Below are 26,444 nucleotides of genomic sequence, written 5' to 3' on the forward strand. Positions count from 1 at the left end.
CTGATAGGAGTTTGGGGCTTACTCTATATGCTTTTGGTGTTATAACAAATTAATTGTTTAAAATTTTTCCTAACAAAACACTAAACTAATATGCGTAAGGAGTTAAAAAACAAAACTCTGAATATTCAACTTACAGACTCTTAAAACCTGAAGACCAAAACCTGATGATGTTTTCTTGGCGATAGTTTGCTAAAGTAAAAATCAAGCTTATCTCTAAAACCAATAGCCCAATAATTGCGATCAATACCCTATGTCAGGTGACTACTACGAAATCCTTGGTGTCTCTCGTAATGCCAAGAAAGAAGAAATTAAACGTGCTTATCGCCGTCTAGCGCGCCAATACCATCCCGACATCAATAAAGAATCGGTGGCAGAAGAACGTTTCAAAGAGATTAACCGCGCTTACGAAATCCTATCAGAACCAGAGACTCGTGCCAAATACGATCAATTTGGGGAAGCCGGAGTCAGTGGTGCTGGAGCCGCCGGATTTGATTATGGTGATATGGGGGGCTTCGCTGATATTTTTGAAACTATCTTCAGTGGTTTTGGTGGTGGAGTAGGAACCGGAACAACCCGTCGTGGTAGTGCTCCTAGCAGAGGAGATGATCTCCGACTTGATTTAAAACTCGGTTTTAGTGAGGCAGTATTTGGGGGCGAAAAAGAAATCCGAATTCCTCATTTAGAAAACTGTCAGGTTTGTAATGGTAGCGGAGCTAAACCAGGAACTGGATCTCGGACCTGTTCCACCTGTGACGGACAGGGACAGGTCCGAAGGGCAACCCGTACCCCCTTTGGGAGTTTTGCTCAAGTCTCCGCTTGTCCCACTTGTAATGGGTCCGGAGAAGTTATTGAAGAAAAATGTGAAGCTTGCGGGGGCAGTGGACGCAAACAAGAAACAAAAAAACTTAAAATTACGATCCCTGCTGGTGTTGATAACGGCACCCGCCTGAGGGTGGCTAAAGAAGGGGATGCAGGAATGAGAGGAGGGACCCCAGGCGATCTCTATGTCTACCTGTTCGTAGCAGCCGACAAGGATTTCACTCGTGAGGGAATGAATATCCGCTCAGAAATTACCATCAGTTATCTGCAAGCGATCCTAGGTTGTACTCTCGAAATAAATACTGTCGACGGTCTTCAGGAGTTGAAAATTCCCGCAGGGATTCAACCTAACACAGAATTGATGCTTGAAGATCGAGGGGTTCCTAAATTAGGGAACTCTTCCATTCGAGGGGATCATTTGATTACTGTGAAAATCTCAATTCCTACCCGCATTAATACGGAAGAACGAGAACTTCTCGAGCAACTGGCACACATTAAAGGCAAAAATAATGGTAAAGGCGGTTTAGAAGGCTTCTTAGGTAGTTTGTTTCATAAATAAACTCACTAATCTGAGTTCGGTGTTAAGAGTTCGGAATTAGGAGTCGTGATTTTTCAAAATTTAATTGTCTAATATCAAACTCAGCTTATTAGAAAAGCAAAAGATGACGGGTGAACGTCCAACGGGGGTATTCTAAAAATGAATCAAATAACTACCGAGATTCCTTTACTCGATTTGCGAGGCACTCCATGTCCCATCAACTTTGTTCGCACTAAACTAAAATTACAACAGATGTCCCCTGGTTTGTTACTAGAAGTATGGCTTGATCCAGGGGAACCCATTGAACAAGTTCCCGATAGTCTAACCATAGAAGGCTATCATATTAAGATTATTGAAGATCGTCAGGACTTTTTTTCCTTGAAAGTCTATCGTCTCTAGAGCGAGTTATTAATCTATAGTCTATTATTTTGTGAGTGATTCTATCTATCGTGATGTTACTCCCCATTCGACTTTATCTCGACCTTTGGGGACAATAGTTGCCGCGCAAGCAAATTTCTATCAGGTTCGCTTAGATCAACCATCTGAAGTAGTTAATTATGAACCATCTTTCTCCTTATTATGTACCCGACGCACTCGTTTAAAGAAAATTGGTCAAAAGGTGATGGTAGGCGATCGTGTGGTCATCGAAGAACCTGACTATCAAGATAGACAGGGGGCGATCGCTCAAGTTCTTCCTCGTAAAACAGAACTCTCCAGGCCTCCTGTAGCCAATGCTGACCAAATACTCGTAGTGTTTGCTTTAGAAAATCCTCCCCTCGATCTCTGGCAATTAAGTCGGTTTTTAGTGAAAGCCGAATCAACATCTTTATCCTTATGTTTGTGTTTAAATAAATTAGATTTGATCGTCGAAGATAAACGAAAAAAATGGCAAGAACGTATGGAACAATGGGGCTATAACCCTTCTTTTATTAGTATAAAAAATCATCAGGGTTTAGAAGAGTTAAACACTCGTCTACAAGGTAAAATAACTATCCTAGCAGGTCCTTCAGGGGTCGGTAAATCTAGTTTAATTAACACTTTAATCCCAGAAGTTTACCAAAGGGTAGCCAAGGTTTCAGGAAAACTCCACAAAGGTCGTCATACCACCCGTAGTGTCGAATTATTTGAACTTCCCGGGGGAGGATTTTTGGCAGATACTCCTGGCTTTAATCAACCTGATCTTGACTGTTGTCCACAGGAATTAGTTTTATATTTTCCCGAAGCAAAACGGCAACTTAAAACAGGTAGTTGTCAATTTAACGATTGTTTGCATCGGGGAGAACCTGATTGCATCATTAATGATGATTGGGAACGATACGAACATTATTCAACCTTTCTGAAAGAAGCCATTAATAGAAAAAAAACTAGGGATAAAATAGGAGAACAAGAATCAAATTTGAAGTTGAAAATAAAAACTTCGGGACAGGAACATTACGAACCTAAGTTAGAAAGCAAAAAATATCGCCTTCGTTCCCGTCGAGACAAACATCAGACCTTACAGGGATTATATAATCAACAAAGCTTAGCAGAAATTGCTCACAGAGACGAAGACTTATAAAAACGTATACGGACAATTAGCTTATTCGTTAATTTAAACCTCTCTCAAGCTAGGCTTAAGGGAGTTATTTGTTTAAAAAAAGTCAACGAATTTAGTCTAATTAAATGAGTTAGTTCTAAAAATTAGATTTAATAAATAAACACAAGAGATAAAGAAGTAGAAAATTTCAGAAAGACATCAAACTTAATTTTGAGATTAAACAACGATTTGAATAATCAAGAACTAGGGATTAATAACTCAGAGTTAAAAGCAATAACTTGAAGTTTACTGCAAGCAGATTGAAAATTTAGCAGTTAAAGGGACTGAAGAGATGTCTGGATGGAATTCTTCGATGCTATAAAGTAAATTACTTTATAACAAACGTAAAATCAACTAGGAGACAAATAAAAACATGGAGCCTCAAAGAAATCGCAGTCGACCGGCAACCCTGGAAGGACACGGCATAAGTTGCCCAAGATAGAAAATAAACTATTCAACTTGCGCGACATTTTGAATTTTATAAAAATGGGAACTTTGCGTTGCGTGTGTTATTCCATCAATTTTGTATTAAAAATTGAGTGAGTAAATCAAGTAATATGGTAAACGAGGTGAAATAATGAAAATAAGGTTAGGTAAGGAAATCACCTGAAGGTAACTGGATCCTTACAAAATAAACCTCGATTCGTGAAACCTTGTCCTCAAAAGATTTTAGAGTCGGGGTCGTGGTAGCAATGAGCTACTGCAATAAGAGACTAAACAAGCATCACCAATAACTGCGATCTAGATAGAGTAACCATGGCAAAAGTTCTTGTATCCGATACCATTGACAAGGCTGGAATCGATATCCTGTCTCAAGTAGCGCAAGTAGATATCAAAACCGGACTTCCTCCAGAAGAATTGGTCAGAATTATTCCTGAATATAATGCCTTAATGCTTCGTTCAGGAACCCAAGTCACCAAAGCCATTATTGAAGCGGGAATCCAACTCAAAATCATCGGACGCGCCGGTGTTGGCGTTGATAATATCGATGTTAAGGCAGCTACTCGCCAGGGCATTGTAGTGGTTAACTCCCCAGAAGGGAATACTATCGCGGCCGCTGAACATGCCCTAGCCATGATGTTATCCTTATCTAGACACATTCCCGAAGCGAATCGGTCGGTTAAAGCCAAGAAATGGGATCGAAAAAAGTTTATTGGGGCTGAAGTTTACAAAAAAACCTTAGGGGTTATTGGGTTAGGAAAAATTGGTTCCCATGTGGTTAATGTTGCGAAATCCATGGGCATGAAATTATTGGCATTTGATCCTTTTATTTCTAAAGATCGCGCCGATCAATTGGGTTGCACTCTGGTAGATCTGGATTTACTTTTTGCTGAATCCGATTATATTACTCTCCATATACCTAAAACTCCAGAGACTGCCCATCTAATCTCTACAGAAGCATTAAATAAAATGAAATCCACAGCTCGCTTGATTAATTGTGCCCGCGGTGGAATTATTGATGAGGCTGCCTTGGCTGAGGCGATTGCCAATAAAAAAATCGCTGGAGCCGCCCTAGACGTCTTTGAAGAAGAACCCCTCGGAGAATCTGAACTAAGAAAGTTTGATAATGTGCTTTTAACCCCTCATTTAGGGGCTTCCACCGCCGAGGCGCAGGTGAATGTGTCCATTGATGTGGCTGAGCAAATTCGAGATGTGTTGTTGGGACTACCAGCCCGTTCAGCCGTTAATATCCCTGGACTGACTCCTGATGTCATGGAAAAATTGCGCCCCTACTTACAATTGGCCGAAACCTTAGGAAATTTGGTTGGACAATTGGCAGGAGGACGTATTGAAAGGTTAACAGTAAGGCTTCAGGGAGAATTGGCAACCAATAAAGGTCAGCCCCTTATTGTTGCTTCTATAAAAGGACTGCTATCCCGAGCTCTACGCGAACGAGTTAATTATGTTAATGCGGCCATCGAAGCAAAAGAACGAGGAATCAGAATTATTGAAACCCGTGATGCAACAATTCGGGACTATTCTGGTTCCCTCCACCTATCAGCCCAGGGATCGATGGGAGAACATTCCGTAACAGGGGCACTGCTCAGTGACGGAGAAATTCGGATTACCGATGTGGATGGTTTCCCAATTAACGTTCCTCCCAGTAACTATATGTTATTTACTGTACACCGCGATATGCCAGGGATTATCGGTAAAATTGGTTCTCTGCTTGGTAGTTTTAATGTGAATATTGCCAGTATGCAAGTAGGACGAAAAATCGTTCGTGGGGATGCGGTAATGGCTTTGAGTCTTGATGATCCCCTTCCTGATGGGTTACTGACAGAAATTACCAAAGTGGCCGGCATTCGAGATGCCTACACGGTCAAATTGTAGTGTTGACACTCTCTATAGAAGATTTCCGTTTTGATCGAAAATCCTCTAGTAACACTTCAAATATCGATAATTTACTATTTCTCAGTCACTAACTTAAATCTTAAATGTCAATGAGATGGTGGGAAATTAGCATCTTTTGTCACCCCAATTTAGAAGAGTCTATTTTTTGGAGGTTAGATCAATTTGGCTGTTCAAGCACTGCTAGAGAGATTAAGGGAAAATCATATCTAATTTACGCTTATATTCCTGAAATACAAGAATTTTCTCCGGATTTAGCAGATCTAGGGATAGAGCTGCAACGGGATGCTTTGCTTTCAGGATTTCCTCCACCATTAACCAGTTGGAAGTTGATTGATGAAGAAGACTGGGCTAGTAGCTGGAAGAAATATTGGCAACCGACAAAGGTGGGTGATCACTTTCTGATTTATCCGGCTTGGTTAACCCCCCCTCAAGAAAGTGATCGCTTCATTCTACGCCTTGATCCAGGAGCAGCTTTTGGCACAGGAACCCATGCCACCACGCAATTATGTCTAGAATCTTTAGAAATGCGCTTGTCAGACATAACAAGGGAAACCATTGTGGCTGATATTGGCTCTGGCTCTGGTATTCTCTCGATTGGGGCAATTTTACTAGGAGCAGCTAAGCTTTATGCTGTGGATATCGACCCCTTGGCAATAAATGCTGCCCGTAATAACCGCCATCTCAATCAAATTCATCCGTCTATTTTAGTGATTAACCAAGGTAGTGTCCAAGAAATTTTAAATTTAGTTCCCGAAGGCGTAGACGGTATTTTATGTAATATTTTGTCCGAAGTTATTATTGAGCTAATTCCTCAACTGACAGCTTTAGCTAAACCTAACGCTTGGGGCATTCTCAGTGGCATTTTACTTGATCAATCTCAAGTGATCGTTGATATCCTCGAACAGTATGGCTGGGTTGTAACTGCTCTTTGCAAACAACAGGAATGGTGTTGTATTCAAATTCAACGAAGTTAGTTAAATTTGAAGAACTAATGATAGGCATTAATGAAAGATTATTTGGGATAAACTTTGTCTGTCTCACTTATCTTCCGTTCTATTTGTTTTTACTGGCTCTGTGTCCATAAAATTTACAAATATAATCTGGTTTAACCGGACAGATTTAACTATTTAAATGATTATTAACTACTTCCAATTTATATGGGTTTTTTAGCGGAAGCAAGGAAAAAATATTATAAACTTTATCATCTGCTAGTATGTAAGTCGGTAGTTTTAAATAAACGTCACAACAATATTTTATATCTTTATGACTTAGATGATTTATATCTTTATTTTTATTGTGGTTCTGGGTCTAATTCTCAGGTTGAGAGTCAACTTTGATAGTTTTTATTTTTTCAATTCTATCAGCTTAGTTTTTATACGATCTGACATCTAGTGTTTAGCAATAAAAAAGAGTATAGGACAAAATATACCGTACACTTTTTTTTAAAAAAAATTGATTACTTGTGTTTAAATCCCTCATTCCTATAGCCAACTCATAGCTAATTCGTTAAGTTGCTACTTTCACAATCAATTGCTATAACTATGATTATGATATTAGTTCAGACCAACTCAACAGAACTAGAGAATAAATGGGCAATCTGACCATAAAGATATTAAACTTAATAATAACTATTGATATAATCTATATCAAAACATGCACAGAAAAAAACACATAGATGAAATTTATCTATAGTTCCTCATCTTCAGGTTTAGTTTAAATTAATTTAACAGTCCTTCTTTTGTTGATGGCTTACTGAGTTAACTGTTTGCCACTATATAATCGATTTCTGGACAGAATAACGAAGATTAGGACGAGCAAGTGGAACTAATTGAGCTGCCACGAGCACACCGCTAAAAGTTTTCTTAGATTTTCCAGAGATGAGCGATTTCTAAAATTCCTAAACTCCATAGAGTAATATTTTTCTGAGCTTCTTTATAAACGGAAGTATTAGACTTAATTTTACAAGTAACTTCAATGGACTTATTGAAGTATAATACTCGATATAACGCTAAATAAAATTTAGGTATTATTTGGAATATGAAGATTTTTCGAAGTGGCTTTGAAGGTAAATTTTATCCTTCAATCACTCTTTTTAGAAAAAATTACATAAAGATTAAATTGTCTAAAATTTAAAAATCATAGTAGAAAAAACATTAATTACGTCAACAAAAACCATTGTTTATCTCTTCAATTTAGTTTTTTCTGGATGGATTAGGATGTGGGAGAAGAAACATAGGAAGAGGAGGATGTAGATAGGATGGGTAAGGTCAAGCCGGACGAACTTTTCTTTTGACAGCTCTTTTAACCGACTCCAAGGCCACGTTGAATAGTGTAGGGTTGATCGATGATTGAAGCAATAGAGATAAACAGTTGGCTGCTAAACTGGAACTAATAACAATGGAAGTCTCTCTAGAGAGTCTGAAGAGGGTGGGGGAACTTCTCATAGAGGGAAACCGTTCTTGAAGATAAATGTTTAAATTAGTTAAAGCAAGGCATCTGTCATAGTAATACAAAGTTTTTAATAAAGCATAGGTATTCAGACCCAAACTTTGGGAGCCATCACTAAGGCAACTCTTTTCTGTTTTACTAAGGCGACCACCAGTTTTTAAAGTCCTCAATTTTCGTCAGCTTAAATAAAATTAAGAATTATCAGTAGTCGTTAAGTTTTAAGTTGTAATTCATTGTTCAAATAATGATCGCACCATCAAGGCTGTTTCAGTACAGCCGTTGATGGAGATTAGATAATTCTTTTCATGATAACTAACTTCATAACTCTGAAAAAACAATTAAGCTGGAGTTGAGACGGCTGATTTTCTAACTATTGACTGATATTGTCTGTGTTTTTATCAATGAAACGCTGTCCTAATTTGGGGGAGGTGTCCGTTAATAAGACTAATTGATCATTGGGAATCTCCGCATTATGATTAACTCGATAGAGAGTTTTAGCACTGGCTTTACAATCTTGTAACGATAGCTAATGCCAACAATAATCAGTGTCAATGGCCATTGCTCGAAAATTTTTCAAGACCCCTACAACTTCACTCAATATCAAAACTTACATTATTTAATTTCCGTTTACCAGACAAATTTAGACCAGACCGATTAGAATAAGAAAGTTATCTAATTTTTCAATAATTACGAACTATGGCAGTTCCAAAAAAGAAAACTTCTAATCTCAAGCGCGATCAACGCAAAGCACATTGGAAGAAACAAGCAGCTAAAGAAGCCCAAAAAGCTTTATCTTTAGGCAAATCTGTCCTTTCAGGACGTTCTACCTTTGTTTATCCCCAAGACGACGACGAATAATAATGTGTTAAGGGCACTCGACCGTCTATCTCTTTTCTGGAGTTCGAGATCCTAAAAAAGATTCCTCTCTTCTAGTCGTGTGCCTTATTTTTTTTTAGAAATAGCATAGTTCTCCTAACTTTATTGATTAAGAATCTTTTAAATCTGAAAAGATTCTTAAGACGAAGATGGTGTTCCCGTTATTAGGAATGGTTACCGAACTTGTTGGTCCGAATTGTTGTGACTCGAATAAAATCTTAAAAGAAGAAATTTTAGAATTAAAAAATAAAGAATTTTTTAATTCCAAAATTTCTCTACTTTGCATTTTGATTATAAAGCAAACATTGTTAAGTTCTGCATAACCGATCAGGATAATTACTCTGTAAAATTAGCCTTGACAAAAAAAATATTAAAAAAAAATTACTAGCACTGTTCTTTTATCGAAAAAATATTATGTTTAATGCATAAAATAGTTAAAGTAACTTTTGTCTTTGTTTTAGAAACATATTTTAAATTAGGTTAAAATATATTTCCATAGTTTTAATACACAACAGTTTGATATTAATCGTAAAATTTATAATAATAAGCTGAATATCAGCCAATATATATTGGACATCATTTCATTTTATTTTTGATTTATTCCTATTGAATAAATCAAAAATAACTAATTTTTTAACTTTTTTATAGACTAAGACACTAGTCAGTAAACATAATTTTATTTTAAATAAATTTAAGCTAAGACCGTCCTTAATGTCTGCTTAAGTTGATTGTTAAAAAAAACAAAATATTTTAATTGTTTTCTGAAATTTTTCGTTGGTTTATTAGATAATAAATAGTCAATTAAGTTAAAGCTAAACCAATACATTGAAATAATGTTAAAACCTTATCTACAAAGAGGTTACCAACACTTAACATAAATACAGTTGTAAAAAAGTTAAAAAACTAAAATTAGTTAAATTGTTTTTAACTTCTATCTAAAAATAATTCTATTTATTCCATTTATTAAGATAGCTAAAGAATGAATATATTTTAATGTAAGAAAAAATAGAGTACGATTGACAAAAAAATCTTTTATAGAAGACTTTTAAAAAATACTTATAGTGCTTAGGTAAGATGCATTAAGTAAAAAATAAAATAAGATAAATTTTCTAAACTTAAATAATGAGTGATAACTCTTCGATAAATTTCTATAATAGACGAAAACTGTTTATTATAGAAGTTTATCGAAGAGTTGTCAGGTAACAAGTATATGGGTTGACAGATTATAGCTTATTTCAACAATCGAACCTCAAACAAAATTGGAGAAGAGATCAATCAGAAAATTAAATTGATTAAAAAATAAGCTTATGGCTGAACTAGCTTTGATTATTTTAGAAGGAGAGTCTTGTGAAACCGCTATTTTTCCTACTAACCTATCCTACTTAATTTAGGAAAGCTAGTAAATTTTTCTTATCTCCTAGTAAGACAGACAAATTTTTAGGTATATTTCTACATAAGCAAATCTCTTTAAGAAGCTTAACCCAATGATTGGTTTAATTCTTACTAAATGTGAAAGTCATTGAGCCTAAAAATTTAACTTTTGGCTTTTAACTTATTACGTTGAGGATCACCTAAATATGGTTTAGTTTGCTGAGTTGATGAAAAATTAGTCAGTTGCCAATGATCAGCTAAACGCTGTAACAATCGATCCTGTTCAGCTCGAAAGCGATCAATATTGTGGCCATGATTAATGATAGAAAACCAAACTTGACCCCGCTCTTTCGTAGATATCACCCCTGCCAAGGCACTTACTTGAGCTAAGGTTCCCGTTTTAACCGCCACCCCATCTGGAAGATTACGCCATTTTACCGTTCCGGTGGTGTCTCGTCCAGCCATTGGAAAAATGTCTGTGACATTGATGGGATGTCCTTTCAACTTCTCCTGAATACCAATTAACATAGCCACAGATGCTTGAGGAGAAATACGGTTTTCGAGTCCCAATCCGGATCCATTAATCAATTGAATTTCCTCGAGGGGAACATTAGCCGCTCTGGCGGCTTTCTGAGCTACTATCTTTGCCCCTCCCATTGATTGTGCTAGGCTCTCAGCCATGGCATTATTACTGTAAAGATTCATTTGTTTGAGGAGTTCAGCCAAAGTTAAAGACTGGTGAAGAATTAGTAATTGAGAACCTTCTGGGAGATAAGATTGAACTTGAACCTTACCCATAATCGCTACTTGAGGACGAGGAGTATTTGGAAGGAAGTTTTGATATTTTTGTTCAATAATTCTAGGCCAACGAGATTTATCTAAGCCTACTTTAAGCAGTTCCCCTGCGGTTTGTGGATTAGATTTAAAATTCATCGAAAAATTGTCAACAATGATTAAATTACCTGTTACTTGACGAATTCCCAATTTGTTTAAGTGATTACCCAGTGTGATTGCTTCTTCCCAAACAAATAAGGGATCACCGTTTCCTTGAATTACCAAATCTCCTATCAAGACTCCATCCTTGAAAGAACCTACCCTATAAATTAGGGTTTCAAAATGATGGTCTGTTTTCCAAGTTTCCAAGGCAGCAATAGAGGTGGCAATTTTAGTCAGAGACGCAGCAGATAAAGGAATATTAGACTGATTTTGTCCTAGATAAGCCCAATCTGATTGAATCCAAACCCCTTGTCTGTCTAGAGAGAAACCTAGGGCTGTGATGTTTTGGAGATAGTCAGCCACAATTTTTTCCACTATAGGATCAGGAGTGGTAGGAACATCAAAAATTTTTGCCTGTTGCCAGGCAGCCACCATGATTGGCTGCAACGGTTCTGGGTTAAGCCTTAAAACATTTATCAATAAATTAGCAATGGCTAAACCGAATAGTTCTTGCATTCTGAAATCACCTCACGTCATGCGATAATCTGGGTAATGTTAATTTTCTTGATCTTTCTTTTTTTATCATTATTTGTTTAGCCTGTTGTGAAATTGCGAATTCTTTCTGTTCGGATTTTTCAGGGCTTCTGTTAAAATTTTGAAGGTTTCTATCACTTTGATTCAATGGCAGCAACCCCAGCAAGAATTGCAGTAGACGCTATGGGAGGGGATCACGCCCCCGGTGAAATCGTCGCTGGAGCGATCCGAGCTTCCGAAGAGCTAGATGTAACCGTTTTGTTGGTTGGCGATCACCAACAAATCCAAAACTCCCTAAAACACCATGCTCATGCCCCTAACATCGAAATTGTCGAGTCCGATGGGGTGATCGCTATGGACGAAGGACTTAAGGGACTTAGACGTAAACCCAAAGCATCCATCAACGTAGTAATGGATTTAGTTAAACAAAACCGTGCTGATGCGGTGGTTTCAGCGGGACATTCAGGGGCTGCCATGGCGGCAGCTTCTCTCCGTTTAGGCCGCATCAAAGGTATTGATCGTCCCGCAATTGGGGCTGTCTTCCCCACCCTACTAGCTGGTAAATCCGTGATTATTTTAGATGTAGGGGCTAATGTCGATTGTCGTCCCAAATATTTGGAACAATTTGCCCTGATGGGGACTATTTACAGCCAATATGTAATGGGAGTTGACCAACCCAAGGTGGGTTTACTCAATATCGGAGAGGAATCTAGCAAGGGCAATGATTTAGCTTTAAGAACTTATGAATTATTAGAAAAAAACAAAGAAATTCCCTTTATCGGGAATGCAGAGGGAAGAGATGTCCTCTCGGGCCAGTTTGACGTAATCGTCTGTGATGGTTTTGTTGGGAACGTTCTGCTCAAATTTGCAGAAGCTGTTGGAGAAATCCTCCTACAAATTATGCGTGAGGAATTGCCTCAAGGATGGCGTGGAAAAATTGGCGGTCAAATCCTTAAGCCGAACCTGAAGAAGCTGAAACAGCGTGTCGATCATGCTGAACATGGAGGTGCATTATTGTTTGGGGTCGCCGGAATTTGTATTATTAGTCATGGTAGCTCCCAAGCCCCATCAATTTTTAATGCGATCCGCTTGGCAAAAGAAGCAATTGCTCACCGAGTTATTGAGCGTATTCAAGCTGATAAGTCTATTATCTTCGATAAGATCGAAGATAATTCATCCATAGTAAACAGTGAACCGTGATACTGATACTAAAGTACTTTTAGGGGAGTATTCTCCCCGATCATCACAAATATCTCAGGGAGACCCAAGGAGAAAATTGTTGAACGCATCAGGAGCTAAAATTGCAATTACGGGCTGTGGTTCATTCATACCAACCCAGGTGATCAATAATGATGATCTTAGTCGTCTTGTTGATACCTCCGATGAGTGGATTCGGACACGTACCGGAATCGGCCGTCGGCATTTAGCTTCGCCCGATACATCCCTTAGCGATATCTCGGCTCAAGCAGCTCAAGGAGCAATTACTATGGCTGGTCTGACTCCTAAAGATATTGACTTAATTATTTTAGCGACTTCTACCCCTGATGACTTATTCGGAAGTGCGACTAAGATACAACAATTATTAGGAGCTTCTAATGCGGTAGCTTTTGATTTGACGGCTGCGTGTTCGGGCTTTGTTTTCGCCTTAATTACGGCCGCTCAATTTATTCGGACTGGGGTTTATCAACGGGTAGTAGTGATTGGGGCTGATGTCCTTTCCCGTTGGATAGATTGGTCAGATCGTAACACCTGTGTTCTCTTTGGCGACGGAGCAGGCGCAGTAGTTTGTCAAGCAAATCTTCATGAAGATCGCTTATTAGGGTTTGATATGTATAGTAATGGACAGCAACATCATTCCCTTAATCTTTCTTACGAAGGACAAGAGAAAACCCTTAAAGATGAGATTACTATCAGTCAAGGGACTTACCATCCTGTCACCATGAACGGACGAGAGGTTTACCGTTTTGCTGTAGCTAAAGTGCCAGAAGTTATCGAAAGGGCCCTATTTCGTGCTAACATGTCCAGTGACGATATTGACTGGCTGATTCTACACCAAGCCAATCAGCGTATCATCTGTGCGGTGGCTCAACGGCTCAAGATTCCCTCAGAGAAAGTCATTGCTAACCTAGAAGAGTGCGGTAACACGTCAGCCGCGTCTATCCCTATTGCCCTTGATGAAGCTGTCAGAGACGGGAAAATTAAAACGGGAGATGTAATCGCTAGTTCCGGGTTTGGAGCAGGTTTGAGCTGGGGTGCAGTAATTTTTCGCTGGGGCATTTAATCACCTTTAATTAGTTTTTAAAAATTTATTGATAATAACAAATGAAAATAGCGTGGGTATTTCCAGGACAAGGATCACAAACCGTTGGGATGGGGGTAGATTTACAAGAGACTCTCATCGGCAAAACTAAATTTGAACAAGCACAGCAGATTCTGGGTTGGTCTGTGGTGGAAAAATGTCAGGGAGATGAGGAAGAATTATCTCGTACTCTCTATACTCAGCCTTGTTTGTATGTAATTGAGAGTATTTTAAGCGATTTACTTCGAGAAAAAGGTCAAATACCAGATTTGGTGGCAGGACATAGTTTAGGGGAGTATTCGGCTTTGTATGCAGCGAGAGTGTTCGATTTTGCTACCGGATTACAATTGGTTCAACGTCGCGCCCAGTTAATGGATACAGTTGCTGGGGGAAAAATGGCCGCCTTAATGAAGTTTGATCGAATTCAATTAGAACAGGTGATTGCAGCTAACCCTGATGTCGTATTAGCTAACGATAATAGTGAGCAACAGGTAGTTATTTCAGGAACCCCTGAAGCAGTCAAGGGGGTTCTCTCTCAGATTAAGGCTAAACGAGTCGTTCCCCTTAAAGTGTCTGGAGCATTCCATTCTCCGTTAATGAAAACAGTAGCTCAACAATTTGAGACATTATTGACTGCTTATGAATTTACTGATGCTCAAATTCCGGTACTTTCTAATGTTGAGCCTACTCCTACTCAGTCAGGAACAGTCTTGAAAGCTCATTTAACTAAACAGATGACTAGTTCTGTTCGTTGGCGGGAGATAATGTTGCAATTGCGTCAAGAAGAGATTAGTCAAGGGATTGAGGTTGGTCCGGGAAAGGTGTTGACGGGACTAATTAAGCGCACTTGTCCTGATCTGGAGTTAGCTAATGTCAGTGGAATCAAAGACTTGGTCTGACGAAATTAATTAATAGAGAAGTAGTTAAGCTCAACTAAACTACGGCTAAACTCTTTTATTTAGAGCAATCTACTATCTAATAACTCTTTGAAAAATATTGATGAGCAGTTTCTGTTTATTATAAAAAGAATATTGTAAGCCTCATAACTCATTATTTAATTTTCAAAAAAATCTCTTATTTTCTTTTTTATTTGATGTATCTTTCCTAAGACAAATAATATTTTTTTAACCTCCTCTATCTTTTATTTCTTTTTATTGGTCAGGATTAATTTTTTCTTGAGTAAAGAATATTTACTATGATTTATTTTAGTCATGTTTTGTTTTTTTATTGCTATCTTTTTAGACTTTTTTAGCAGTCTAAATCTTCATTAATATGTTTCACAACACGAAATCCATCCACCACTATTTAAGTTGTAAAAAACATTTCTTTAATAAAACTTTTATAGAGTATCTATAAATACTGATTTCTTCTATTGAGCTTACTTAAAATATAGGTGATGGTGATATCTTCTAAATTTAAGATCTCGTTTATTAAACTGAGTTGATATTTAATGTCATAGATATTAATTAAATTAAAACGTCAAATTTAGCATAATTAAATGTAAACACAAAACCTGGGCAAATAGTCTTTATATAAAAATTATAGCTTTCAAAAAGTACATTATTCATGATAAAACCTTATCTTTATATTTTAAATTTTTAAATGACAGATTCAGTATAACAAAAAAAGTTTTAAACACTTAAATATCTTGAATGTTCAATCCAAGAGATATTTTAATATTGGTCGTAAACTATTTCAATCAAATAACGTTGAAAACGCATAATTTTATCAATCGGTTTTAACGACTTTTACTTCATTTTATGTTAATAATGAGTAATTAATTAAATTCCTTGTTTATAGGGACTTTCAAAGAGTTATTGAGTAATGTGTTCTCAGTTTTCAAATGACTTTCCACTTTAATCTTTTGCTAACTTAAAAATAAGTTTACCGTCATTTGTTTTGCCTTTAATTGACTTAGAATCTGACAACTAACTTCCGCCGTTTATATAATCAAATACGGTTTAAATTCATGATACTACCCCACGAAATTTTTCTCTCTAAGCATGTCAATTTTTGAACAGCATTGCCATGTTGTTCAAATTCTTGATAGAAGTCATCTAAATCACAAAATATTTTTATAAGGTCGAGACAAAATCTGTACTCATAAAACCAGACCTCAACAAAGGCTCCTTTCAGAAGATAGCTACTGCTTTTTTCTTCCTCTATAAAGTTCTATTAAACTGAACTCAGAAATAACAAAAACTCTTATGATTTACTAGCTTTTACATACTTTCCATTTTATCTAATTTTAACCAGAAATCGACTAAACTTTCAGAAATTATCTTTGAAAGAAAACTGGTGAGACAGCAAATTTTTAGATAGAAGAAAAAGGCTTTAGTTGTTGCAGCAATATTTGAGCTTTTTGAGTTATGACTTCCCAATTTTTATTATCAATAGCATTCTCAGGAAATAATTGACCTGATAACCCTACTGCAATCGCCCCTGCTTGAATAAAGTCCGCAGCATTGTCGAGGGTTACGCCACCAGTGGGAATGAGCGGAATCGACCCCAAAGGACCTTGTAGCCCTTCAATATAAGGGACTCCTCCTATCGCTTGTACAGGAAAAACTTTAACGCAACTAGCTCCTAATTGCCAAGCTGTAATAATTTCCGTAGGAGATAAAGCACCAGGAATTATAGGAATTTCAGCGTTAATAGCGGTTTGAATTAATGTAGGGTTGACGTGGGGGGTAAAGCAAAACTGAACCTTAGCTGCAATTGCCTCTTGTAGCTGTTCGAGGTTTAAAATCGTCCCTGTTCCGATGGTACAGTTAGGCAATTCCTCGCAAATTTGGCGAATCAATTGGACAGGTCTGTCACTATTCCAGGTAATTTCAATTATACGAATTCCACCAGCAGACACGGCTTTGGCCATGTCTAAGCCGTGATTTAAATTATTAGTGCGGATGACGGCAATAGCCCGATGTTGTCTGAGCAAATCTTGCCAAACCAGTGAAGGGTTTCTAGAAGAGTTTGAAGAGATCAAATTTTTGTTTTAGAGATAATTAATTTTCCAAATCTAGTTTAACCATTACGCACACTTAATACAAGAAAAATTTCTGAATTATAACGAATACCAAAACCAATATTATATCAATTTTTTCTAAAAAAATTCTTTATATATCAAAAAATGTCTCAAATTATAATGGAATGTGGTCTTACCCAAATCTATAATTTAAAAGTTAAAAATATAAAGATAAAAATTAATGTTCAATAACAGGTTTATCAACAACCATAGTTATAATTTAGCCAATACTATATAACCAGAAAACTGCGAAACAATAAAGAGTTATATTATAAAAATAATTACCTAATTTTTACCAAAGAACAAACCAAGGAATAACAGAAGAGATTAATAATAAATTGAAGTTAATTAAAAGGAGAGCTTATGGATTCAAAAATGTTGTTAATTTTTAACTACGAAGTTTTTAAACTTAGCATTTTGCCAGTTAACTTTACATTATTAGTTTGATAGAGCTTAAAAAGCTGACAACAGAAGTAAAGATAAGAATGGAGAACTAATACATCACTTCTTAAATTGGTTATTAATTCAAGGTTAACCTTTTTTTATAACGATTAATATTTTATGTGTATAAACTTATGAACTTGAGATTTTTAGAGAAAATAATTCAAGAATTAAATGAACTATTATATGGACTTATTAACCTTATTTTTTAAAAAAATCTTGTTAAGGCTTTAGAGAAAAATATTTAAGAAAATTAAATTTCTAATTAAGATAATCTCTGCTAATAGTTGTGGATTGACTAAATATTTTTAGTATAAATTATCTAGGATAGGTAAAATAATTGTTATCTCTAGAAAGAACTTTAAATTTATCAGGAATCACTAAATATATTAATGAATAAGAGAATTATTTTTTTAAGTTCAATACTTTTAAATAAAACTTAAGTCAACTTAAATAGATATTTTTTTATATTTAATTTTAATAAAAAAATAACTTTTTAGCTCTCATTAACTCTATCTTTATGCAGGCTTGTGAACCACTAAAAAATAAGTTTAACTTTTCTTAAAAATTAAGACTGTAAATATATTACATTCACATAATTACTTTTAACTAGATTTTTATTTACTTTATTTAAGTCTTAATTATCTTAAAAAGATAAATATAAAATTGAACGATGTTATTTATTTAATGCTTTTTAGTATCTTAATTTTTTCAAAAAATATTAAATATACTTTTTTTATAATTTCCTCTATTTCTAAGCTTTAGACTTATTTATACTTTCATTTGTTGATTAATATTTATATTTTTTTATTAAGTTTATAACTCAGACAAACTAATACTTCTAAATTTTCGGAAGAAAACTAAATAGTCAATCTAATTACTTGAGTTATTTTATGTCTATTACCTAACTAAAAATAGCTAATAAATATCTTTTAATCCACTTTACTAAAAAGTGTTCCGGTGACTGTATCATCAATACTTAAAGTTCCACCTATAAGGTCAATTTTTATTTAACTTCATTAAAAAAAATAACAGGTTTATAACTTTCTCTTAACCAGTAATAGTTTACTCTTTCATGAAACAAATCGTTAAATATCTCCTATAAACGATTAGCATTAATAATAAACTATCTCTTCATTTTCTCTGGAACGACCAATAAGAAATCGATTAAACAAAGACTTTAGGATATCAATCTATGCTTTGGAGTTAACTAGTAAATTTTAGTTATTGAGTTCTAGTTTATTATCATTAAGTACCCTAATAAGGTAAGATATTTTTCCTAACAAAAGAACAATATAGATTCCTAAAATAATAGAAGTCCAACCCTTTAATGATAATGGAGTAGTCTTAAATACTCGCCTTCCCCATTGAATAATCACAATTTTACCAATAAAAACTAGATTACTTTTTAATCTAAAAGATTAGAATATCTCTTGATAATTCGTATTTAAGTCTACGCTGTTATTAGCAGCTATTCCTTAATGAGTTTATTGTTTGCTAGTTTTTACGTTCAGAATCAGGAAAATTAGTCGTCCTAACATAAAACTCTATCTAAAATAACAGTACTTAATAGTAAGGTTAATTTTTATTATAGTTATCGGGGCTGCGACCAAAGTAAAAAAAAGATATTACTATAAAGTTTTTATCTCTCAACTCATCAACGTTTGACTTTGATAACTACGATAGCGATAGTAAGCAGCACAAGCTCCTTCTGAGGATACCATGGGTGCGCCTAACGGATGTTCTGGGGTGCATCCCTTCCCAAAGGCAGGACAATGGTGGGGTTTTTTACGGCCTTGCATAATTTCCCCACTAATACAAATCGAAGAGATATGAGAAGGTTTGATTAAAGATAACTCCTCAGCGAACCGTTTCGAGGCGTCAAAACTTGCATATTTTCCCCGCAACCCTAAGCCACTTTGACTAATCTCCCCAATACCTCGCCATTGTCGGGGAACTACTTCAAATACTTCTTGAATAATTTGTTTTGCGATAGAATTTCCCTGTTGTTCCACGGAACGAACATATTGGTTTTCACAGTATGCCTGTCCTGACTCTAGCTGTTGCAGACATAGATAAATTCCTTGGAGAATATCAACAGGTTCAAACCCTGTTATTACAATGGGAACACCGTATTTTTGGGCAATAGGATTATAGTCTTCATATCCCATTACTGTGCAAACATGACCAGCGGCTAAAAACCCTTGTATTTGGGATTCAGGTGATTCTAAAAGAGTTTTCATAGCGGGGGGGACCAAAACATGAGACACCAATAAAGAAAGATTCGTTATTGCGTGTTGTGCAGCTTGATAAACAACCATGGCGGTTGCAGGGGTAGTGGTTTCAAACCCTACAGCAAAAAAGACCACCTGTTTGTTGGGATTTTCCCGAGAAAGTCTAAGACAATCTAAAGGAGAATATACGATGCGGACATCGCCCCCTCTTGCTTTGACGGTGAGCAAATCTTCATCAGTTCCAGGGACTCGCAACATATCTCCAAAGGAACAGAAAATTACATCTTGAAGAGCGGCAATTTTTAAGGCCGAATCAACCAATTGAATGGGGGTTACACATACTGGACAACCTGGTCCATGAATCAAGGTAATTTTTGAGGGTAAAAGTTCGTCGATTCCATATTTCACAATAGAATGGGTCTGTCCACCACAGATTTCCATTATCCTCCAATCTTTGGTCGTTATCTTGGCAATTTTCCTGGAATATTGTTGAGCTAAGTTAGCATCGCGGTATTCGTCAACAAATTTCATAGTTGATTGATTTTTAATTAATTAATGATGAGTGAGATTTGAATAACATTCTTTAATTTTTTAAAGCCATACTTATCTCTCATGCTAGTCAAGACTTCTGTCAAAGTTGAATAAATTTAGTTTTTCTTTATAAATTAAGTATTAAGGTTTAGTTGAATAACTAGATTTAATCATTTAAAATACGCCAAAGAATTATGGTCATTTCTTTATCCATTCATAAATATGATTTAACCTTTTCTTACTCAATAATATCTTGAATTATATGTTTCTTCTTTTTATCAAAATTGTATTATGATTATAATTTAGTATCTTGCACTCTGTCATTTATCAAGTAATGACGATATCATAAACCAAAGATTTTTGTGATAGCAAAAAAAATACGGAAAAACAGTTAGTGGCAATCATATTTTATATGCGAGTATTCACATCTTTAGCATATAATATAGTCGAAAAAAATATATATTGAATGAACTTGAAAGGCAACAACTATAAGTAACAGTTATTAACTCATTAATTTTAAATTACTTTTTCTATCTAAGTTTTTTTGAATATTCGTTTCATAAAAAATGAGTACAAAGTCTTTATGCACCTACCCTAATATTTTGAATTAAGTTAAGATGTTGAATATAAAAATTTAAGAGAAAATAGTAATAGTAACAGGAGCTTTCTGTAACATTAGACGAGTGAGCGCTCTTAAATTAGCTTGTCATAGTTTCAGACATTTATTATTGGTAGTCCGCCATACCCAAAATTGGGCTCATTAGCTGCTGATATTGAAAGAATAAGAATAGAAAGTGTTATTTTCTTTTTAAACTTACTTGACTAACTGCCGTGAATTAAAACTATTAGTCAAGCCTGGTAGGAATATAAACTGATTGACCTCAAAGTTTTTTTTTGATAATTAAATTACCTTAAATTGAAAATAAATGGGCTGTCAATTTAATATAAACCCATGACATTATTTAGTTTGTAGCCCGATGTATGACACAATAAAATTTTTGAGTTCAATAAGACAAATTACAGCCCCACCATGGTAACTTATCCGAAAACTAAATTCACTTTTTTTTGCTTTACTCAATTCTTATGAGAAGAACTAGTTCCCTATAATATTCGAGTGAGTTTTTTATCTACTTCTCTCATCTATACGAATATAGTCAGGAAGTTAAAATGGTTTGATTGGATAAGACCTATCTCTTTCTATAACATTGTCCAAACTTTAGTTAAAGAACCCTAAAAAGACTAACCAATAATTCTTGTAGGATAATAAAGTGATTTAGCGGTCTGGTGTCAACAGTTAGTCCTTGACTAATAGCAAGAAGTACCATTATAGCTGTACCTAGATCTCAGTCACCTCGAGTACGGTCAGTTGAAACCTTTTGAACACCAAGTAACAAGAACCGATTGATTTGTGATCATACTCTCTTAATTTCCGAGTACATACTGACAAGAATAGTCTTAATGAAATAGGGGATTAATTTTCTTGAGGTACACAAGTTTATGATTTCGTTAAGTAAGTGTAGAATAAAAATAAGTTGTCTAGTAATTAAGTTTTACCTTAGTCTCTGGCGATGAATCTACACAATTATTATGGTCATAAAGGTGCTTTTGAGAAATTTAGTTAAACCGCAGATGATATCGTCACTGTATCATGAAGCACACCAAATTTCTGAAACTTTGTGAATAAGTGTAAAGAATACTCAATTATCGGGGAAAAACTTTGATAAGACTCAAAGATTTTATATTTATTTTATAAGTCAAGTTAAATAATCGAAGCTCATGAGGAGATTGGACAACTGTTGAAGTTATCCAATACTCTTCTAGGCTTTCCGAGAATAATACTCAACTACCAACAATTCATTAATTTGTAAAGCTATCCATTCCCGTTCAATAACCCCATTAACTTTCCCTGTCAAAGTATTTTTATCAAAATCTAAATGACTTGGAAGGTTAGCCAGACCAGGGTATTCCATATTCGCCTCCACTAAACGACGAGAACGATCTTGAGCACGAACTGAGATCACTTCGCCAGGACGACACTGATAACTAGGGATATCAACAACTTGGCCATTAACGGTAACATGACCGTGAGAAACTAACTGACGAGCTCCTGGAATTGTTCCCGCCATCCCTAAGCGAAACACTGTATTATCAAGGCGCATTTCTAGCAATTCCAGAAGTTTTTGACCGGTAGAACCTGTGGCTTTACGAGCTTTTTTCACATAGCGTACTAGCTGACCTTCCGTTACGCCATAGTTAAAGCGCAGTTTTTGTTTTTCTTCGAGACGAATAGCATATTCTGAACGCTTTCTACGTCCTTGTCCGTGTTGCCCTGGGGGATAAGCACGACGGGGGGTTTTGCGACTTAGTCCAGGGAGTTCTCCCAGTCGCCGCACAACTCTTAAGCGAGGTCCTCTATAACGAGACATATAACAGATGTTCTCCTAAAATGCACAGTCACTCCAAAATAGTCATTGTACACGATTTCTAGTGATTTTTGGGAGTTAGGAATTAACATTGAGGTAGCCGAGAGTTAATTAACCATAAAAATTAGTTTTAAAAGACAACTAAACTCTTTAATCTAAAACCAGTAATTTAGTAAAATTAACTTAGTTAATTTTACTAAATTACTGGTTTTTCATACGTTTTATTAAACTACTTTTATAGTATAATTTTTTATTTTAATGATTTTAAAATCAGCCCCTAAATTAGTTAATTTTTTCAAAAATTGTATGTATTAAATTTTGACTATAAGAAAAAGATTACGACTGGTGTTATAATCTATTTAGTCTACTAATTATCCATAAAATTTTAACTATTAAACTGTGATCCAACTTATTCGTTTAGGATTAGATAGGTGCATCAGTTTTTTATTAAAAAATAGTTCTTATTATATTTTTTGAAATTTTATAGAGATGGCAGTAATAATATCGCAACACAAAAAATAATAGAAAAAGTCAGTTTTATATTTACGATTGATGTGTAGACTAACGAGAAATATTTACATGCTAGTGTTTCTTGAAAAGCAAAGATATAGTTATTAATAACTATGAAGATTATAGAACTATTTTAAACTTAATAACTATTGTCGTTGGAGACTTAGTTTATGAAATTTTAATAATAATTAAAAGATAGCTATTTCTTAATCAAACTCACAATAAATAAATATATATAAGAAGCTAATAAATTTTCTACTACTTTAGATAATTTTTAAAAGTTTAGAATTGCTTTGCTGATCATTGAACCATTTCTAAAAAAATATATAAACTTTGTATTTAATTACCATTAAATAATATTTGAACAAAAAAAGCTAAATATTTACATTTAACTAAATTAATAATGCTCACACTACGATAATGATTCTAAATATTGAGAGGAACTAAGATAATAACATTTACTAATTTATACACCACAATAATAAAAGATATAATAAGCGGTTATTACGTGAAAGTAAATATTAGGCATGATAAAGTGAAGAGAAAATTGTTTTCCATCAAAAATCAAAATTTTTCCACCTATAGATAGACCAATCTACCTAGTTTTTGTCTTGTCAATCTGTTCAGGTGTAAAGGTAATGAAATTAAGTAATCTTATCTTAAATTTACCCAATTAACTCTGAAAAAGTTGTCTAGTTATCCTCTATTGTTGGTGTTTTACCTCTGCCAGTATTATTGTTCACCTTCTGGCAATATCTAGAGACAATTTGAATCTATTTAGACAGAAGAAAAATATCAAGTAATAGACGATTACCGATCAAAACTGCCAGCTTATTTTTTTAACTTAAGCATAAGCTTTTCCATTTTTTTAAAATATTTACTAGGTTATTTTGACTGTAAATTATCGTAAGAAAATAACTTGATGTATGACAATTTTTATTATAAATACTTTAAAGGTTAAAACTAACCACAGTAATTTTATTAAATGAGTAATATCTATTGTTTAGGAAAATTTAATATTAACTAGGATTATTAATTTCTAAAGATAATTCATAAATTTGATGGCGGTTAAAAGAGGTTAATTGTGCCAGATAACGACTTGCTTGTGATCGCGTCATTCCTACGGCTAATAATTGTCTTAACTCTTTCTTTAATTGTTCTTCGGTTAATGTTAATTTAGAGGCTGCCTGACATCCTGCTATAATCAAGGTAAATTCTCCTTTAAGGTGTCTTGAATCTTGGAAACGATTGATTGCTTCTCCTAGGGTTCCTCGCCATAATTCCTCATATAATTTCGTTAATTCTCTAGCTACTGTAATTAAACGATTTTCTCCCCAAAAAGCCCCTAAATCGGTTAAAGTTTGTAATAGACGATGAGGGGACTCGTAAAAAATTATGGTACGAGTTTCCGTTTTTAAAAACGTCAAGTGCTCACTCCTGATTTTACTTTTCGTGGAAAGAAACCCTTCAAAAACAAAACGATCTGTAGGTAGCCCCGAAACAGATAGGGCTATGATGGCAGCATTCGCTCCAGAGATCGGAATAGTAGCAATATTTTTATCAATACAAGCTTTAATTAATTCATACCCTGGATCAGAAATACCTGGCATTCCTGCATCAGTGACTAACGCAATAGTTTTTCCCCGTTGTAGATAGCTAATTAACTCATCTTGACGAGACAATCGATTATGTTGGTGATAACTTATCTGAGGAGTGTTAACTTGGAAGTAATGTAGGAGTTTTCCTGTGTGACGGGTATCTTCTGCGGCGATCAAATTCACTGATTTTAGAATACGGATCGCCCTTAGGGTCATATCTTCCAAATTACCAATGGGGGTTCCGACAACATAAAGGGTTCCTGTTTGTATGATTTCATTGCTCATTTTTATAACTCATGAATGGATTATTTATCGGTTTAACAACCCTAGACTTAATCTATCTTACCGATCACTTTCCCCACAATAATGAAAAAATTGTAGCCATCGATGAAACAATTTCTGCGGGTGGACCGGCAACAAATGCGGCTATCACTTTTAAATATTTTGCTAATCAAGCAACCTTATTAAGTGTGATTGGAAATCATCCTATTAGTCAATTAATTCATGCTGAATTAAACGATTATTCAATTAATATTTTTGATTTGAATCCTTATCAACAAAAACCTCCATCTACTTCTTCAATTATTGTTAATAAAACGACAGGAGAACGGGCTGTTGTCTCGATAAATGCTACCAAATCTAAAGTAATTATTAATAACGAACTTTTTTTGAAAATCTTACAGGATGTTGATGTTATTTTGGTAGATGGGCATCAAATATCTACGAGTATCATAATTGCCAAAGAAGCACAACGGTTAAAAATTCCCGTTGTTTTGGATGGAGGAAGCTGGAAACCTGGATTATCAAAAGTTCTTCCTTACATAAATTATGCGATTTGCTCTGAAAATTTTTATCCTCCTAATTGTCTTAACTCTCTCGATGTATTTTATTATTTAAAAGGAATTAAAATTCCTTATATTGCTATTACTAAAGGAGCAAATCCAATTCAATATTGGACTAAAGAAGAATCAGGAACTGTTGAAGTTTCACAAATAAAAACGGTTGATACATTAGGAGCTGGAGATATTTTTCATGGAGCTTTTTGTCATTTTATTCTAAAACACAATTTTAAGAATTCTATAGCAAAAGCCTCTCAAGTTGCCTCTATTGCTTGTCAGTATTTTGGAACTCGTCAATGGATGTCTAAAATAGTTAATGATTAATAGTTGTTTTATTGAGATTAAAACTCGTCTCTTTGATTTTAATTTTCTTAACAACTATTGTTTTTTAACAAAAGTTGTTGTTTATTATCATATCTTGTAGTTATAGTTTTATCTTTATGGTGTGAGATAAAAAATCTTTCTAGAGTTGAAGAAAGGGAGACAAAAGGGTGTTTCTACTACTTAGAGGGAATTAATTACCATAAAAATAATTTTTAATATATTGGTGGGCATGATGGCTCTAGTTTGCGTGACTACCATAATTAACGCTCAAACTGTTTGCCAATCGAATTTAGAAGAGAGAGTTGCTAACCCAAATTTAGGGTACAATAGTCCCTATCAATCAGGGACTATTGTTGGAATTATTTCAGGTCCTTATGGTAGTGTTTTATGCGTCAAGGTTAAGGATAATACAAAATTGAGATTTCATCATCCAGGGACATCAATTGACAGAGGTGATCACATTCTTGTTTTTAAGAAAAATGGCGAGTATTTTCTTCTTGAATCAGCAATCCTAGAATAAATGAGAGATCAGCTAAAATTTTTTGTTAAATGCATTCTAACTAAGAATTTTCCAAAAAGGGAATCAATGCTTTTTGTGGTCTAGCACGGATAAACCATAGCATAGTGAAATGCACTATGTATTGTGCTAAGAACATTGATAGGCTCATCAAAATCTTGTAGTGAAGAAATTGCCTAGTCTAGGGTAACATCTTAATCTTGTCCAGAAGTACTATGTTTAAAGAAAACAGTCAATATATTTTTGAAAT

Annotated in this window: 19 protein-coding genes; 12 read left to right on the forward strand and 7 right to left on the reverse strand. The window is 34.9% G+C overall.

From position 1 onward, the window contains the following. Positions 1-250 precede the first annotated feature (250 nt). The 5 genes from dnaJ to prmA all read left to right on the forward strand — a co-directional run bounded on the left by dnaJ (position 251) and on the right by prmA (position 6,262). On the forward strand, positions 251-1,378 hold the full coding sequence (gene dnaJ / locus RGRSB_RS08605) for a molecular chaperone DnaJ (protein WP_119260691.1): 1,128 nt from the start codon (positions 251-253) through the stop codon (positions 1,376-1,378). Positions 1,379-1,516: 138 nt separating this feature from the next. Further along, the gene (locus RGRSB_RS08610) at positions 1,517-1,756 is read left to right on the forward strand and encodes a sulfurtransferase TusA family protein (protein ID WP_119260692.1); all 240 of its coding nucleotides are present in this window, start codon (positions 1,517-1,519) and stop codon (positions 1,754-1,756) included. 31 nt (positions 1,757-1,787) lie between these two features. Beyond that, positions 1,788-2,915: a small ribosomal subunit biogenesis GTPase RsgA gene (gene rsgA, locus RGRSB_RS08615; protein ID WP_232014504.1), complete on the forward strand. Its 1,128-nt coding sequence runs from the start codon at positions 1,788-1,790 to the stop codon at positions 2,913-2,915. Between the two features lie 774 nt (positions 2,916-3,689). Then, a complete protein-coding gene (gene serA / locus RGRSB_RS08620) occupies positions 3,690-5,267 on the forward strand; it encodes a phosphoglycerate dehydrogenase (protein ID WP_119260693.1) in 1,578 nt (525 codons plus the stop codon). Between the two features lie 104 nt (positions 5,268-5,371). Next, positions 5,372-6,262 carry a 50S ribosomal protein L11 methyltransferase gene (gene prmA / locus RGRSB_RS08625; protein WP_119260694.1) on the forward strand — a complete coding sequence of 297 codons (891 nt, stop codon included), beginning with the start codon at positions 5,372-5,374 and terminating at the stop codon, positions 6,260-6,262. A 1,293-nt stretch (positions 6,263-7,555) separates the two neighbouring features. On the opposite strand, the gene RGRSB_RS08630 is transcribed toward prmA, so the two are convergent. Then, positions 7,556-7,906, reverse strand: a complete 351-nt coding sequence (locus RGRSB_RS08630) for a hypothetical protein (protein WP_119260695.1) — start codon at positions 7,904-7,906, stop codon at positions 7,556-7,558. A gap of 526 nt (positions 7,907-8,432) precedes the next feature. Here RGRSB_RS08630 and rpmF point away from each other — a divergent pair. Continuing rightward, positions 8,433-8,594, forward strand: a complete 162-nt coding sequence (gene rpmF / locus RGRSB_RS08635) for a 50S ribosomal protein L32 (protein ID WP_119260696.1) — start codon at positions 8,433-8,435, stop codon at positions 8,592-8,594. Positions 8,595-10,145: 1,551 nt separating this feature from the next. On the opposite strand, the gene RGRSB_RS08640 is transcribed toward rpmF, so the two are convergent. Then, positions 10,146-11,435 carry a D-alanyl-D-alanine carboxypeptidase gene (locus RGRSB_RS08640; protein ID WP_119260697.1) on the reverse strand — a complete coding sequence of 430 codons (1,290 nt, stop codon included), beginning with the start codon at positions 11,433-11,435 and terminating at the stop codon, positions 10,146-10,148. 165 nt (positions 11,436-11,600) lie between these two features. On the opposite strand from RGRSB_RS08640, the gene plsX reads away from it, so the two are divergent. From plsX to fabD, 3 genes are all read left to right on the forward strand, one after another. After that, the gene (plsX, locus tag RGRSB_RS08645) at positions 11,601-12,653 is read left to right on the forward strand and encodes a phosphate acyltransferase PlsX (RefSeq protein WP_119260698.1); all 1,053 of its coding nucleotides are present in this window, start codon (positions 11,601-11,603) and stop codon (positions 12,651-12,653) included. Between the two features lie 79 nt (positions 12,654-12,732). Beyond that, positions 12,733-13,734 (forward strand): beta-ketoacyl-ACP synthase III, encoded by a 1,002-nt coding sequence (locus RGRSB_RS08650; RefSeq protein WP_119261025.1) that lies wholly within the window; start codon positions 12,733-12,735, stop codon positions 13,732-13,734. Positions 13,735-13,775: 41 nt separating this feature from the next. After that, positions 13,776-14,651 carry an ACP S-malonyltransferase gene (gene fabD, locus RGRSB_RS08655; protein ID WP_119260699.1) on the forward strand — a complete coding sequence of 292 codons (876 nt, stop codon included), beginning with the start codon at positions 13,776-13,778 and terminating at the stop codon, positions 14,649-14,651. A gap of 1,415 nt (positions 14,652-16,066) precedes the next feature. Here fabD and RGRSB_RS08660 read toward each other — a convergent pair. Beyond that, positions 16,067-16,735: a bifunctional 4-hydroxy-2-oxoglutarate aldolase/2-dehydro-3-deoxy-phosphogluconate aldolase gene (locus tag RGRSB_RS08660; protein WP_119261026.1), complete on the reverse strand. Its 669-nt coding sequence runs from the start codon at positions 16,733-16,735 to the stop codon at positions 16,067-16,069. 368 nt (positions 16,736-17,103) lie between these two features. Here RGRSB_RS08660 and RGRSB_RS08665 point away from each other — a divergent pair, with 368 nt between their 5' ends. Continuing rightward, positions 17,104-17,169, forward strand: coding sequence for a transposase (locus RGRSB_RS08665; protein ID WP_420823015.1), 66 nt, complete (start codon positions 17,104-17,106; stop codon positions 17,167-17,169). Between the two features lie 1,698 nt (positions 17,170-18,867). On the opposite strand, the gene hypD is transcribed toward RGRSB_RS08665, so the two are convergent. The 4 genes from hypD to rsmI all read right to left on the reverse strand — a co-directional run bounded on the left by hypD (position 18,868) and on the right by rsmI (position 24,799). Then, a complete protein-coding gene (gene hypD, locus RGRSB_RS08670; protein ID WP_119260700.1) occupies positions 18,868-19,983 on the reverse strand; it encodes a hydrogenase formation protein HypD in 1,116 nt (371 codons plus the stop codon). A 1,817-nt stretch (positions 19,984-21,800) separates the two neighbouring features. Then, positions 21,801-22,409: a 30S ribosomal protein S4 gene (rpsD, locus tag RGRSB_RS08675; protein ID WP_119260701.1), complete on the reverse strand. Its 609-nt coding sequence runs from the start codon at positions 22,407-22,409 to the stop codon at positions 21,801-21,803. A gap of 973 nt (positions 22,410-23,382) precedes the next feature. After that, the gene (locus RGRSB_RS11210; RefSeq protein ID WP_119260702.1) at positions 23,383-23,511 is read right to left on the reverse strand and encodes a DUF1993 family protein; all 129 of its coding nucleotides are present in this window, start codon (positions 23,509-23,511) and stop codon (positions 23,383-23,385) included. A gap of 424 nt (positions 23,512-23,935) precedes the next feature. Next, a complete protein-coding gene (gene rsmI / locus RGRSB_RS08685; RefSeq protein WP_119260703.1) occupies positions 23,936-24,799 on the reverse strand; it encodes a 16S rRNA (cytidine(1402)-2'-O)-methyltransferase in 864 nt (287 codons plus the stop codon). 11 nt (positions 24,800-24,810) lie between these two features. On the opposite strand from rsmI, the gene RGRSB_RS08690 reads away from it, so the two are divergent. Further along, a complete protein-coding gene (locus RGRSB_RS08690) occupies positions 24,811-25,677 on the forward strand; it encodes a sugar kinase (RefSeq protein WP_119260704.1) in 867 nt (288 codons plus the stop codon). Positions 25,678-25,906: 229 nt separating this feature from the next. After that, entirely contained in the window at positions 25,907-26,197 is a 291-nt protein-coding gene (locus tag RGRSB_RS08695; RefSeq protein ID WP_232014506.1) for a hypothetical protein, read from the forward strand. Positions 26,198-26,444 lie beyond the last annotated feature (247 nt).

The organism is cyanobacterium endosymbiont of Rhopalodia gibberula, assembly GCF_003574135.1.
Lineage (GTDB): Bacteria > Cyanobacteriota > Cyanobacteriia > Cyanobacteriales > Microcystaceae > Rippkaea.

What these genes read in the sequence shown, in the direction of transcription:
- dnaJ (WP_119260691.1), top strand. Translation starts at nt 251, where the DNA reads ATGTCAGGTGACTACTACGAAATCCTTGGTGTCTCTCGTAATGCCAAG.
- RGRSB_RS08610 (WP_119260692.1), top strand. Translation starts at nt 1,517, where the DNA reads ATGAATCAAATAACTACCGAGATTCCTTTACTCGATTTGCGAGGCACT.
- serA (WP_119260693.1), top strand. Translation starts at nt 3,690, where the DNA reads ATGGCAAAAGTTCTTGTATCCGATACCATTGACAAGGCTGGAATCGAT.
- prmA (WP_119260694.1), top strand. Translation starts at nt 5,372, where the DNA reads ATGTCAATGAGATGGTGGGAAATTAGCATCTTTTGTCACCCCAATTTA.
- rpmF (WP_119260696.1), top strand. Translation starts at nt 8,433, where the DNA reads ATGGCAGTTCCAAAAAAGAAAACTTCTAATCTCAAGCGCGATCAACGC.
- RGRSB_RS08640 (WP_119260697.1), bottom strand. Translation starts at nt 11,435, where the DNA reads ATGCAAGAACTATTCGGTTTAGCCATTGCTAATTTATTGATAAATGTT.
- plsX (WP_119260698.1), top strand. Translation starts at nt 11,601, where the DNA reads ATGGCAGCAACCCCAGCAAGAATTGCAGTAGACGCTATGGGAGGGGAT.
- fabD (WP_119260699.1), top strand. Translation starts at nt 13,776, where the DNA reads ATGAAAATAGCGTGGGTATTTCCAGGACAAGGATCACAAACCGTTGGG.
- hypD (WP_119260700.1), bottom strand. Translation starts at nt 19,983, where the DNA reads ATGAAATTTGTTGACGAATACCGCGATGCTAACTTAGCTCAACAATAT.
- rpsD (WP_119260701.1), bottom strand. Translation starts at nt 22,409, where the DNA reads ATGTCTCGTTATAGAGGACCTCGCTTAAGAGTTGTGCGGCGACTGGGA.
- rsmI (WP_119260703.1), bottom strand. Translation starts at nt 24,799, where the DNA reads ATGAGCAATGAAATCATACAAACAGGAACCCTTTATGTTGTCGGAACC.
- RGRSB_RS08690 (WP_119260704.1), top strand. Translation starts at nt 24,811, where the DNA reads ATGAATGGATTATTTATCGGTTTAACAACCCTAGACTTAATCTATCTT.
- RGRSB_RS08695 (WP_232014506.1), top strand. Translation starts at nt 25,907, where the DNA reads ATGATGGCTCTAGTTTGCGTGACTACCATAATTAACGCTCAAACTGTT.